13 protein-coding genes are annotated in these 11,661 nt (G+C 51.7%); 8 read left to right on the top strand and 5 right to left on the bottom strand.

Annotated features, from left to right (window positions below; genetic code table 11):
• Positions 1 to 365 precede the first annotated feature (365 nt).
• The 3 genes from AQR02_RS01600 to AQR02_RS01605 are packed head-to-tail and all read left to right on the top strand — an operon-like array spanning position 366 to position 1,166.
• A complete protein-coding gene (locus AQR02_RS01600) occupies positions 366 to 677 on the top strand; it encodes a hypothetical protein (protein WP_209444108.1) in 312 nt (103 codons plus the stop codon).
• Positions 674 to 850, top strand: a complete 177-nt coding sequence (locus tag AQR02_RS32205) for a hypothetical protein (protein ID WP_159067662.1) — start codon at positions 674 to 676, stop codon at positions 848 to 850. Before AQR02_RS01600 ends, AQR02_RS32205 begins: the two co-directional genes overlap by 4 nt.
• Positions 837 to 1,166: a hypothetical protein gene (locus tag AQR02_RS01605; RefSeq protein ID WP_054939108.1), complete on the top strand. Its 330-nt coding sequence runs from the start codon at positions 837 to 839 to the stop codon at positions 1,164 to 1,166. Before AQR02_RS32205 ends, AQR02_RS01605 begins: the two co-directional genes overlap by 14 nt.
• Before the next feature lie 102 nt (positions 1,167 to 1,268).
• Here the strand turns inward: AQR02_RS01605 and AQR02_RS01610 are convergent, their stop codons facing one another.
• The 5 genes from AQR02_RS01610 to AQR02_RS01630 all read right to left on the bottom strand — a co-directional run bounded on the left by AQR02_RS01610 (position 1,269) and on the right by AQR02_RS01630 (position 5,985).
• Positions 1,269 to 1,778 carry an SRPBCC family protein gene (locus tag AQR02_RS01610; protein ID WP_054939109.1) on the bottom strand — a complete coding sequence of 170 codons (510 nt, stop codon included), beginning with the start codon at positions 1,776 to 1,778 and terminating at the stop codon, positions 1,269 to 1,271.
• A gap of 48 nt (positions 1,779 to 1,826) precedes the next feature.
• The gene (locus AQR02_RS01615; RefSeq protein WP_054939110.1) at positions 1,827 to 2,162 is read right to left on the bottom strand and encodes an ArsR/SmtB family transcription factor; all 336 of its coding nucleotides are present in this window, start codon (positions 2,160 to 2,162) and stop codon (positions 1,827 to 1,829) included.
• A gap of 142 nt (positions 2,163 to 2,304) precedes the next feature.
• Positions 2,305 to 3,807 (bottom strand): NAD(P)H-binding protein, encoded by a 1,503-nt coding sequence (locus AQR02_RS01620; protein ID WP_082451544.1) that lies wholly within the window; start codon positions 3,805 to 3,807, stop codon positions 2,305 to 2,307.
• A gap of 145 nt (positions 3,808 to 3,952) precedes the next feature.
• A complete protein-coding gene (locus AQR02_RS01625) occupies positions 3,953 to 5,236 on the bottom strand; it encodes an ATP-binding protein (protein WP_054939111.1) in 1,284 nt (427 codons plus the stop codon).
• The gene (locus AQR02_RS01630) at positions 5,233 to 5,985 is read right to left on the bottom strand and encodes a LytR/AlgR family response regulator transcription factor (RefSeq protein ID WP_159067663.1); all 753 of its coding nucleotides are present in this window, start codon (positions 5,983 to 5,985) and stop codon (positions 5,233 to 5,235) included. The genes AQR02_RS01625 and AQR02_RS01630 overlap by 4 nt, the downstream gene beginning before the upstream one ends.
• Before the next feature lie 195 nt (positions 5,986 to 6,180).
• On the opposite strand from AQR02_RS01630, the gene AQR02_RS01635 reads away from it, so the two are divergent.
• The 5 genes from AQR02_RS01635 to AQR02_RS01655 all read left to right on the top strand — a co-directional run.
• Positions 6,181 to 7,101, top strand: a complete 921-nt coding sequence (locus tag AQR02_RS01635) for an ABC transporter ATP-binding protein (RefSeq protein ID WP_054939113.1) — start codon at positions 6,181 to 6,183, stop codon at positions 7,099 to 7,101.
• Positions 7,098 to 7,895 (top strand): ABC transporter permease, encoded by a 798-nt coding sequence (locus AQR02_RS01640; RefSeq protein WP_054939114.1) that lies wholly within the window; start codon positions 7,098 to 7,100, stop codon positions 7,893 to 7,895. Before AQR02_RS01635 ends, AQR02_RS01640 begins: the two co-directional genes overlap by 4 nt.
• 48 nt (positions 7,896 to 7,943) lie before the next feature.
• Positions 7,944 to 8,933, top strand: coding sequence for a peptide-methionine (S)-S-oxide reductase MsrA (msrA, locus tag AQR02_RS01645; protein WP_054939115.1), 990 nt, complete (start codon positions 7,944 to 7,946; stop codon positions 8,931 to 8,933).
• 201 nt (positions 8,934 to 9,134) lie between these two features.
• Positions 9,135 to 10,226: a cobalamin B12-binding domain-containing protein gene (locus AQR02_RS01650; protein ID WP_054939116.1), complete on the top strand. Its 1,092-nt coding sequence runs from the start codon at positions 9,135 to 9,137 to the stop codon at positions 10,224 to 10,226.
• Positions 10,219 to 11,661, top strand: a 1,443-nt coding sequence (locus tag AQR02_RS01655; protein WP_082451548.1) for an ATP-binding protein, incomplete at its 3' end; no start/stop codon positions are given. The genes AQR02_RS01650 and AQR02_RS01655, both read left to right, overlap by 8 nt.

Here is an 11,661-nt window from a genome sequence, read left to right on the forward strand (position 1 = left end):
CCAGAAATTCATTGTCAGCATATACAATATGAAGCATATAAGCTAAATTATCCGAGCATTCTGTAACATTAAAACCTAAATTTACTAACAGAACCCTTACCTCCGCTTGTAAATCCACCAGAATACCTCCTTCCTTTATTTTTTATTTCCATTATTTTAGTTCATCAGGGAAATAAATACTGTCACTTTGTGTCGGAGCAAAATATTGTTAATTTTCTACTTTTATACAGCACGGTCCCGGATTTATGGTCTATCTTTTCGCATCTTTGCAATAAATCATCATTATCCTAACAAAATACTGAATTACCCATTCCATAGTTTTGTAAAATGAATAGATTATAGTAGATGTTCTTCCGGCAGAAGCTATGGATTTGTTCACAAATGGGGTGATATTGATGGATTTGAATGCATTGACTGGCTTGTTCAATAACAATGACGGCTCAGTCGTGCTTAATGTCCTTTTATCCGTCGCTTTAGTCTGGAGCATCCGGCAGATCGCGAATAAGGAAAAGGTCATACAGAATTATCAGAAACGGGATGAGGAGAACGAGAAGCAGCTCAATCAATACAACCGTTCACTCGTCAAGCTGCTTATTGAAAGAGAAGACACGGCAAGAGAGACCAAGGGAAGAGAGATCGCTGATAAAACTAACAGTGGGGAGGTCGTCGACAAGTGAAGCTCCTCGATATTTTCAGAAAAAATGAGATCAAGCCCAGTCGTGTGAAGAAAGAAATCGAGAAGTTAGGCAAAATCCAGGCAGCGTATGAAATGAATGATATCGAAAGCCTGATGGACCTGCATCATTCCGGCCTGGGCAAGAGAGGAGATGATTTGCATGGGAATTATTGATCTGACACTTGTCACCCTGGAGTTAACCGCTTTTATAGTGTTTACGGCATATGTGGTGCGGTACAGCCGCTATTTTATCGGCAACGGGCCAAAACGCACCTATAACCTCTATCTCCGCAGTGTATGGATCACCTACTCCACCGTGGCTTTGCTCTGTCTTAACCTGTTATGGGGCCGCATGAATATTGTTTTTGGTTACAACGTAGACAGCATATCGAACACACTTAGAGAGTTTGTAATGATCCTTTCGCTGATTCTGCTTGTGTTTGCCGGACTAATGCACAAGGAATTGTGGGACAGCAATCATAAGGATTGATTAGCCCGTCTGATGCAGCGTATTAATAGATCTATCCATCTAAAAAAACACCCGCTGGTCTCCAGCGGGTGCCTGTTGTGTGTGCTGTATCTAACCGATGTTCTAACGTATGCTAGCCAAATGCTCAACCAGTCTGTTCCAGGTTTCCGTGATGCCTTGGAGCATGCCCATATCCATTACCTGCTTCAGGTCTTCGGGGGTTGCATAATCCGAGCGGCAAATAACCAATGTTCCGTTGTCCGTTTGGGTGAAGGTCAGTGTTACCAGCGTCTCTGCCAAATCTTCGTTCACATTGCCCTCAGCATCAGAGAAATAATCAACATAGACAATCTTCTCGGGTTCGATGATCTCGCGGTACACGCCCTTGCCCCAGGATTCCATTCCGTAGAAATCGCCCTGACTCTTGTCCTCGCATTTCATACAGTAATGCCAGACTCCGCCTTCGCGGAAATCGATATGGCATACCGGAAGACTCCAGCCGCGCGGCCCCCACCAGTGCTTCAGATGCTCCGCCTGGGAGAATGCCTGAAATACCAGCTCACGCGGAGCCTTGAATTCACGTTCAAGAATAAGCGATTTGTCCTCTACTCTGGATACCATTTGATTCGTCATTTGCCCTCATCCTCTCTGATTGCATGAAATGTGCTTATCACGTCCAGCTTAGTCTTGCTGCTCTGCCGGCAATCTCTTCTCCAGCGACTGTAAGTAATCATCCAGGCGGCTAAGTCTGTCCTCCCATAGTACACGGTAGTTCTCCAGCCAATCGTCCAGTTCGCGGAAAGGAGCCGGGCACAGACTGTAGATTCTGCGGTTGGCATCGACCTTGGACTCCACGATTCCAGCCTCGCTTAAAACCCGCAAATGCTTAGAGGCTTGGGGCTGCCGAATCTGCAGCTGCCGGGCGATTTCTCCTACTGTGAGCGGATGCCCGCGCAGCAGTTCAACCATCTGCAGGCGGTTAGGTTCGGCCAAGGCACTCATAACCGTTGCATTCATATTCATCATCCATTCGCTTGCGGTGCTTTTTTACTGCTGAGTACAATATACCATAATAGGAATATTCCTGTAAAGGAATATTTAAAGCAGATCCCCGCCCTCCTATTAATGAACCGGCAGGGGATCGGAGGGAGGGCGAAGATTAAGACCTGTTGCCTAACCGCTGCAAATGTCTCCGGAAAGCGGCCATTACCCACAGATGGGCTTTGGCTTGTGTGTATTTATAGAGAAACCACGGCAGGGAGGGCAGATAATCATGGATGGCAATTACGCATTCACGGGTGCCGGGAATCTGCAGGAATTCAAGCCTGCCTTCATGGGTGTCGCCTTTTTTGGTGAAGGCTCCGCCGGAAATTTGATACACGGTGCTCTCCGCACTGCTCCTTTCCGGGAGATAGGTCAACTCCAGAATAGGTGTGCGGCTGGCCCGCAGATGCACCCGGTAGATATTCCTCCCGTCATAATCAATACGGACCAGCGGCTTCAATGTTCTGCCCAGCCACTCCAGATAATAACGGGCGGCCCAATCGGTATTGGTATTGCCCGGCAGTACTACGCGCTGAATGGAGCGGACATCGGCGGCCGGTTTTGGTTTGCTTCCTGAATTTGATTTGGCAGGGGCTGCGGATTTCCCTTTGGGCTTCTTATCGGCTTCGTCCTCCGCCTTCAGTGCCTCCCGCGCAGCTTCGTCAAAAGGAATCCGGCCATCGCTGATCCCGGGAACCGTCCGCGCGGGATGAACAACCATCGGGTGGGCCAGGCTTTCAATCAGCGGGTAGGCCATCTCCTTCGGCGCTCCGGTGATCAGCGTCACCCAGAGGCGCGACAGATGGATGGTCAGCAGCGGAATATCGAATAATCTCCGTTTTTTGTGCAGGACCTCCGCGGTGTTCAGCATCATTTCTTTATAAGTCATGCTGCCGGGACCGCCGACATCGATCGCACGGCCGTATAACTCAGCGCTGCCGATACATTTGCGGAGTGCAAGGAGTACCTCTGACAAGGCGATTGGCTGGGTGGTTGTCCGCGTCCATTTCGGCAGCAGCATGACCGGCAGACGCCGGACCAGCTTGACCAAGATCGGGAAGGAAGAGCCCTGCGGACCTACAATCAATCCGGCACGTATGGTTGTAACGGGTACCCCGTAAGAGCCGAGGATCCGCTCCACCTCAAGCCGGCTGCGTAAATGGCGGGAGAGCTGCTCCTGCGGGATATTGCCGGGAATAATGCCGCTTAAGTAGACGATCTGCTTAATGCCGTTCTTGCGGGCTGCCCGGGCAAAATTGTCCGCCAGTATGGCATCCATGTCCTCAAAGGCCGCTTGGGTCAGCTTAGCCGACGGCAGCATCGAATGAACGAGGTAGACGGCATAGTCTGCGCCCTGCAGCGCCTGCTCTGCCGATGACATCGAGAACAGCTCACATGAGCGCCACTCCACATTCGGGCTGTTGTCCTTCTGGTTCCCGTGCCTTGACAGGGCGATTACGTTGTAATCCCCGGTTAAGAGTTTCAGCTGATTATGGCCGATATATCCGCTCGCTCCGGTTAATGCGATACGCGCTCGAAGGCCGGTGCCTTCACTCCCAATGACTGGTTCAGGCCTGTTTTCGTTGGTTACTTCATTTGCAGTTCCGGGTGTATTCATCGATTATCCCTGCTCCCATTAATAATAGATATGACCGAACGAAGTATCGTGCTGTTCAGTACCCTTTTCCGCACTGCTTCAATCTCAGTTGCTGAATAGCACAATCGTGCCTGGCGCGATAGGAATGAATGGATGGAGGTGGGCTTTAAGCGCTGTGTCTTCTCTGGACATGAAACAAAACGATTTCAAGCTGAAACAGCCCGCTGTCATAAGCGATTTCAAGTAGCCCGCCCCACTCACTGACGGTTTGCCGGATGTTCTGAAGTCCGATGCCGTGAGGGTGTGGACCGGCTTTAGTCGAAGAGATCTCACCACGGCTGCCGGTGCGGATTTTATGTGCGAAGGGATTCCGGATTCTGATAAACAGGCTGTCGTTAAGATAGTTCATCTCTATGCTGACATATCTTTCCGGGAGGGAGGGTTCTCCGCAGGCTTCGATCGCATTATCCAGGGCATTGCCGAGAATGACGCTGATAACGGTGGCATCCAGCTCCAGCTGCGGCGGAATTGAAAGTCCTAGGCGGAAGCCGATCTGCTGTTCTGCTGCGGTCTGCTTCTTGTAGTTGACGATGGAGTCAATGACCGGATTTCCGGTATCACAGCCGCCCGGTGGATGGACCAGTTTACCGAGCAGACGGTCGAGTTCAGCTGAGGAGGAGTGTTCATCACCTGATTGCAGCTTGGCGCGCAGGCCCAGGAGAATATTTTTGAAATCATGCTGGAATTTGAAGGCCTCCTCCTGATGGTCCCGGGTCATGAGATACTGATGCACGTAATAGGTATTCTGCTGTTCCAGCAGCTGCCTTCTGGTCTTCTCAGATTGCACGTACAAGGCATGGTCGCTCAGTACAAAGACCAGCAGGTTTATGGCCAGCAGCAAGGTGGGGACTATGGGAAACAGGTTCGGATAGACCTGGAAGAACGGGCTCTCCGATAGCCAGAATAAGGCGAATATACTTAGCACAGGACAGAGGAGCAGGACCATCAGGTACCCCCCAGCAGGGCGGCCGTGCCCGTCTCCCTTGGTTGTCCGCAACAGGAGGAGAACCAGCGATAAGGCAAGCAGCTTGGATAGAAGGAGGTTGGCTACGTATCCAGTGTCTGTATAAGCATAGGGCATAACGGCTTCGCTGAGCACAAGCAGGGCAGTGATAAACAGAACGCAATATGTCTGCCGTATCCATTCGCCACGGTAGAGCAGCGAAAATAGAATAGTGAGCCCGACGTTCGCTGCAAGAAGAAGCAGGCCTGGAAGTGAGCTGTAGTGCAGAGCGAAATTGCAGGCGATGTAAAGGAAACCGCTAAGCACAACCGGCCGTTGTCCAGTCAGCCGGCAGGTGAGGAAGCGGCTGAAGAAATAATGAAGAATAACCGGAACAAGGGGGAAGGTCAGCAGGTAGACAAGCTCTTCCCGCAGCACAGTATTCATTGCAAAGCCCCCCTAAAGCCGAGATAAGCTCTGCGGACGGCGGTGCTGTGCTTGTCGCTGACCGGCAGTTCCCCTCCTGTAACAAGCTTTACCCGCTTACCGCTGATCTCGCGGATATAGTGGAAGTTCACGATGTAGGATTGGTGAATCCGGATGAAATAACCGGCGGGCAGCTTGCGCTCTTCCTCCTTAAGCATACCGTAGTATTGCACTTCACCCTCCTTCAGGGTCAGTGTAATCCGTCTGATACTGCTCTCGAGATAGACAATATCCCGGTAAGGGACCAGCAGCTCTTTTCCTTTTTGCTGAACGGGCAAGAATTGGGTCTGACTCTGGCGGCGTATGCGGATGGCCTTCTGTAGCGCCGGGAGAAGCTTATGCAGAAACGCTTCCGGCTCTACCGGCTTCCTGATAAAGCCCGATGGCCGGACATCAAACAACTGCAGATAATATTGTTCATGACTGGAGATATAAATCAGCTGCGTCCAGTCATTCCTGTCATCTTCCCGCAAGATCTGCCCCGCTGTAATTCCGTCCATTCCACCAAGTTCAATATCCATAAATATCAGATCATAGCGGCAGCCGCTTTGCAGGTCCCGGGCAAAGGCTTCACCGCTGTAATAGAGGGCTATCTCCAGTTCGTCTGGGACTTTATCCCGTGTATCAAAAATAAGCTGCTCTATCAGCCCTGCTGTCTGCGGATCATCATCACAAACGGCGATATGAATCATGTTTTCACTCCGTTTCACTTTTCTTGCTCCATTATACATTTTCAGGGAAAATCAGACTATAACGTTCATGGAGCGTAGATGCTTAAAAATGACAATAACACGCTTAAAAATGACAAGCACAGCTTTTATGCTTTTCTCTCATGCTATGTTGGTTCTGCCGGCGCAGCAGTACTCGGCATAACAGCATAACAGACCAATGAAGGAGTGTTCCGCTTGAAACCATCTGTTTTTGAAGCCAGGGGCTTAACCAAAACCTACAGATCTGCTTTTGCCCTCCAAAGTTTGGATATGACGATTAAGCAGGGAGATATTTATGGACTCATCGGAGAGAACGGGGCAGGAAAAAGTACACTGATGAAAATAATAGGCGGCCTGGTGCACCCGGCAGGCGGAGAAATATCGCTGTTCGGGCAGCAGGGGAAGCATGAGCTGGTCAGGGCAAGGCGGCGGATCGGATTTCTGATCGAAACCCCGTCCCTATACCCGCATATGAATGCCAAGGAGAATCTGACCTTCTACTGCAGGATATTCGGCATACAAGAGAAGGCTAGGATTGGAGAGGTACTGCAGTCTGTAGCTCTAACGGATGCCGGAAGTAAACCAGCCTCCCAGTATTCGCTGGGCATGCGCCAGCGTCTTGGTCTTGCTATAGCGCTGCTCCATCAACCGGAGTTTCTGGTTCTGGACGAGCCTGTAAACGGGCTGGATCCCGTAGGTATTGTGGAGCTGCGGGAGATTCTGGTGCGGCTGGCGCGTGAGGAAGGTGTAACAATTCTGCTGTCCAGCCACATTCTTGGAGAACTGCAGCAGCTCGCCACCAACTATGGCTTCATCCATAAAGGGAAACTGATTCAGGAAGTGTCAGCAATTGAATTGCTGGAGTCAGCGCAAACGATGATCTCGGTAGCAACGAGCTGTCCGGCAGTGGCAGCTGATGTGCTGAAACAGGAGCTGCAGCTAGACACGATTAAGATTACCGGCTCTGGAACTGTTGAGATTCCCCGGGAGGAGGCGGACCTGGAGCGGCTGATGTCTGTTCTTCTGCAGCAGGGGATTCCTGTTGACGGGATCCAGTTGTCCGTACCAAATCTGGAACACTACTATTTGAAGCTGATCGGGGGCGGAATACAATGAGAGATTTTTTGCGGGCAGAGCTTTATTATCTGAGAAAAGACACCGCGTTCAAGAGTATCAGTGCCACTTTTTTACTGGGGTGCATCGTCCTGATTATAATTATTGGCACCAAAGGCGGGTATGAGCTGGATAGTGCTGTGCAGCCGCTTAGCATCGCCGCAGAATTTTCCCTGTTCCTGTATCTTATCATCCCGCTGCATGCCTGCTTTTTTGCCACGGAGGGCTTTGAATACGGTTCGATACAGAACATAATTGCCGCAGGTCGGAGCCGCAGGTCATATTTCATGGGCAAGTATATCCTGGAGATTCTAGCGGTCTGCTGGTGGCTGCTGCAATTTTTCGGGCTGTTCTATATTCTTTATCTGGCAGCAGCGTTGGTCACCGGGGCGCGGATCGGAAATGAAAGCTATGGGGATGACTTCAGCATGGCGGTGAGGGCCATCGGATTTAATATATTATATCTGTCTGCTTACGCCGCTGCGGTCATGATGCTGGGTATGCTGATGCGCAAGGCGTCTTCTGCTGTGGTAGTAACGTTTTTCTTTATTTTTGGCAATTTATTGCTGTCGGGTTATCTGAAGGATTCCTCCTCACCGTTACTGCGGGCCGTATCCGATTATTCGCTCATGACACAGATTATGAAATTCTCCGGAATGTATAGTGACGGTTCGCAGCGGATTCCGCTATCGGGTACGGGAGATTATGTACGGGCAGTGGCGGTACCTGTCCTTGTTATCGCCGTCTGTCTTGCTATAACCCTGATTTTTGTGGAGAAAAAGGATATTCAGTTATAATGAAGTTCATAAGCATTAAATTTGAAACAAATGAGGGAGGCAGGCCGGATGAATGATCAGCAGAATACCGGGCAGCAGCTCGCCACCTTTGCCGGGGGCTGCTTCTGGTGTATGGTCAAGCCGTTTGATGAGCTTCCGGGCATTGTCTCCGTGGTGTCCGGCTATACGGGCGGGCATACCGGGAACCCGACATATGCTGAGGTCGGAACCGAGACCACCGGACATTACGAGGCGGTACAGATTACCTTTGAGCCGGAGCTGTTTCCGTACACGCGCCTGCTGGACATCTATTGGCAGCTGATTGATCCGACAGACCGGGGCGGCCAGTTCATGGACCGGGGGAGTTCCTACCGGACGGCTATCTTCGTGCACACTGAAGAGCAGCGGGCCCAGGCGGAGGCATCCAAAGCCGCGCTTCAGGCAGAGAAGCGGTTCAAGTCTCCGATTGTGACCGAGATCCTGCCCGCAACGCCATTTTATCCGGCTGAAGCGGAACATCAGGACTACTATAAGACCCATCCGCTGGATTATAAGCTGTATCTGAAGGGCTCCGGCCGGGGGGACTTCACCGAACTCCATTGGAACGGGCGTGAAGACAAGGAACGGCTGCGTTCCCGGCTGACCGCTCTGCAATACGAAGTGACCCAGCATAAAGGGACGGAGCCTGCTTACGACAATGCGTACTGGAACCAATTCCAAGACGGCATTTATACCGATGTGCTGAATGGCGATCCGCTGTTTAGCTCCAGGGATAAGTTCGATTCAGGCACCGGCTGGCCCGCGTTTACCTCACCGCTCGAACCGGGGCTGGTCCGCAGGGAAGCGGACTATAGCGGCGGCGGGGTGCGGACATTGCTGCGGAGCAGGCTGAGCGGTGCTTACCTCGGGCAGTTCTCCTACGACGGTCCGGAGCCTTCGAAGCTGCACTACCGGATTTATTCAGCCGCAATCCGCTTTGTTCCGAAGGGGGAGCTTGCTGTAAACGGGCTGGAGCGTTACCTGGCAATGTTTGCGGATGATAAGCCGGTGGAGGCATAGCATCCAGGTATAGCATCAGCGTGGACTGTCCCGCCGTCCGGATGTAAGCCAGCCTTGGAGCTGAACAGGCCGCGGAAGGAATATTGTGCCCCTCCAATATATTGTAGGGATTTCCTGGGCCTTTCCCGGCAGGCTTGCGAAATATTGTATAATATTATAAAAAGCGTTATTTTTGCGTTTGAACACTAAAGGAGTGACCGCATGCATCTTGATCAGCAGAATGCAGGAGAACGGCTGAAAGTGATAGCCGATCAGCTGGCGGAGGAAATCACTACACGCCAGTATGAACGACAGCCTGACCTAGAGCAAAGATTCGGTCCTTCTGGAAGAGCAAGAACAAAGCAGGATTCTTTATATCATTTGCGGTATCTGGCGCAGAGTGTGGCGCTGGAGAGTCCGCTTCTATTTATTAACTATGTTGCCTGGCTGAAAGTACTGCTTGTGCAGTACAAGATTACGGCTGAGGATCTGCGGATTAATCTCAATCTGATGAAAGAAGCGATAAGTGTCCGGGTAGAGCAGCCGGAAAGAGAGCTGATTCTAAGTTATCTGGACATGGGCCTTTATCATACACGCGGGGAGCAGAGCCTGCCTTCCTTTCTTCAGCCGCAGAAGCCCTATTTCCGGGAGGCGGACGAATATCTGAAGCTGCTACTGGACGGAGAACGGCGTAAGGCTTCGGAGTTTGTACTGGGCTTATATAAGGACGGCATACCGATCCACGATATTTATCTGCATATCTTTCAGGCAACCCAATATGAGATTGGACGGCTATGGCAGATGGGGCACATTACGGTAGCCCAGGAGCATTACTGCACAGCTTGCACCCAGAGCATCATCTCCCAGCTCTATCCACAATGGATCCGGGCACAGAATGGCAAGAAAAGACTGGTTGCGGTTGGTGTGGGTGAAGAGCTTCATGAAATCGGACTGCGGATGCTGGCTGATTTCTTCGAAATGGAGGGCTGGAATACGATCTACCTGGGCTCAAATATGCCCGTAGAGGGCCTGGTCCGTCATTTGAAGGAGCAGCCTGCCGAGCTGCTGGCTATTTCGATTACTATGACTTTTCATGTATCCGAGGTCATTCGCGTAATATCGTCCATCCGCAGCCACCGTGAGCTGGACAGCCTCCGCATTATGGTCGGCGGAATGCCGTTTAATATAGACACGGAATTATGGAAGAAGGTCGGTGCTGACGGCTATGCCCCGGACGCGAAGCTTGCACTGGAGGTGGCGGAACGGCTTGTTTCTGAAGAGGGCATACTGAAGGCGGGATTTCCAAATGATTGACCATGAGCAGGAAATCCGCAAACTGAGGGGGACCATCGAGAAGCTCTCGCATCAGGTGATTGACGGCCAGCAGCGGGAAGAACAAATCTTAGCTGAATTTTCAGCGATGAATAATGAATTGATTACGATGCACCGGCTCCTTGCCAAGAATAATGCCGAGCTTAAGGAGCTGAAAGAAGAGGCGGAAGCGGCCAACCGGGCGAAAAGCCTGTTTCTGGCTACAGTCAGCCACGAAATCCGCACACCGATGAACGGTATTCTGGGGATGACCGAGCTGCTCGGGGCAGAGGGGATGGCGGAAGAACAGCAGAGTTATCTGCAGGTGATCCGTGAATCCGCTCAGTACCTGCTGCAGATGATTAATAATCTGCTCGATAACTCCAAGATTGAAGCGAGAAAAATGGAACTGAACAAGATATCCTTCAGCGTTCATGATCTGCTGGAGCATGCATTCAAACTGCTCTCTCCCGCTGCTGTAAAACGCGGAAATACTTTGAAATGGAAGGTTGGAAGCGGTGTGGAGGCTACGCTTGAAGGAGATTCCCCCAAAATCCTTCAAGTGCTCATTAATCTGCTCGGCAATGCGGTGAAGTTCACGCAGAACGGGGAAGTAGAGCTGACAGTAAGTCTGGCCGGTGAGGATGAATTCTGTCAGAGGCTTTGCTTTGCAGTCCGGGATGAGGGTATCGGCATCCCGCTGGAGGATCAGGCGGCTCTGTTCCAGCCGTATTCGCAAATGAGCCGGGACGGGGAGATGGCCGCAGAAGGTACCGGACTCGGCCTGTCGATCTGCAAGTCTATGGTTGAACTGATGGGCGGAACAATTAAGGTGGATAGTTCACCTGGACAGGGTTCCACCTTCTCCTTCGGGCTTGTGCTGGACAAACCGTCAAGCCTGCCGGAGCCGCAGCCGCAGTCTCCTGCTGAAGCTTCATTACCGGAGGGCCGATTCAATGCGCTGCCCATACTGGTTGCAGAAGACAATGGGCTGAACCGCACACTGCTGCAGCAGCAGCTCAAGAGGCTGGGGATTACAGAGGTGCATTTGGTCGGCAGCGGCAGTGAGGCTGTAGAAGCCTGGCAGCAGCAGGAGTATGGGCTGATTCTGATGGACAGCAGGCTCCCGGGCATGAATGGCGACGAGGCGGTCCACCTCATCCGCCAGCTGGAACTATCCGGGGGAAGGCCGAGGATTCCCATCATTGGTGTGACCGGAGACGGGGCGGAGGAGAGCCGGTTGCAGTTCGTCCGGGCTGGCCTGGATGACTGGGCGGTGAAGCCGCTGAGTCTGCAGAAGCTGAAGCAGCTTTTGGACAAATGGTTTGGCAGGGAGCCGTATATTCCCGTCCTTCAGCAAGACACGCTGACCGGCATCCGGGAGATGGACGGTGACGAAGAGCCGCAATTTCTCCGCATGCTGGTAGAGATATTCAAG

The organism is Paenibacillus ihuae (assembly GCF_001368795.1).
GTDB lineage: Bacteria > Bacillota > Bacilli > Paenibacillales > Paenibacillaceae > Paenibacillus_AQ > Paenibacillus_AQ ihuae.

Bases quoted from the DNA above. Each gene is read 5' to 3' on its own strand.
- AQR02_RS01615 (WP_054939110.1), bottom strand. From the start codon at position 2,162: ATGAATGCAACGGTTATGAGTGCCTTGGCCGAACCTAACCGCCTGCAG.
- AQR02_RS01600 (WP_209444108.1), top strand. From the start codon at position 366: ATGGATTTGTTCACAAATGGGGTGATATTGATGGATTTGAATGCATTG.
- AQR02_RS01605 (WP_054939108.1), top strand. From the start codon at position 837: ATGGGAATTATTGATCTGACACTTGTCACCCTGGAGTTAACCGCTTTT.
- AQR02_RS01640 (WP_054939114.1), top strand. From the start codon at position 7,098: ATGAGAGATTTTTTGCGGGCAGAGCTTTATTATCTGAGAAAAGACACC.
- AQR02_RS01610 (WP_054939109.1), bottom strand. From the start codon at position 1,778: ATGACGAATCAAATGGTATCCAGAGTAGAGGACAAATCGCTTATTCTT.
- AQR02_RS01650 (WP_054939116.1), top strand. From the start codon at position 9,135: ATGCATCTTGATCAGCAGAATGCAGGAGAACGGCTGAAAGTGATAGCC.
- AQR02_RS01620 (WP_082451544.1), bottom strand. From the start codon at position 3,807: ATGAATACACCCGGAACTGCAAATGAAGTAACCAACGAAAACAGGCCT.
- AQR02_RS01625 (WP_054939111.1), bottom strand. From the start codon at position 5,236: ATGAATACTGTGCTGCGGGAAGAGCTTGTCTACCTGCTGACCTTCCCC.
- msrA (WP_054939115.1), top strand. From the start codon at position 7,944: ATGAATGATCAGCAGAATACCGGGCAGCAGCTCGCCACCTTTGCCGGG.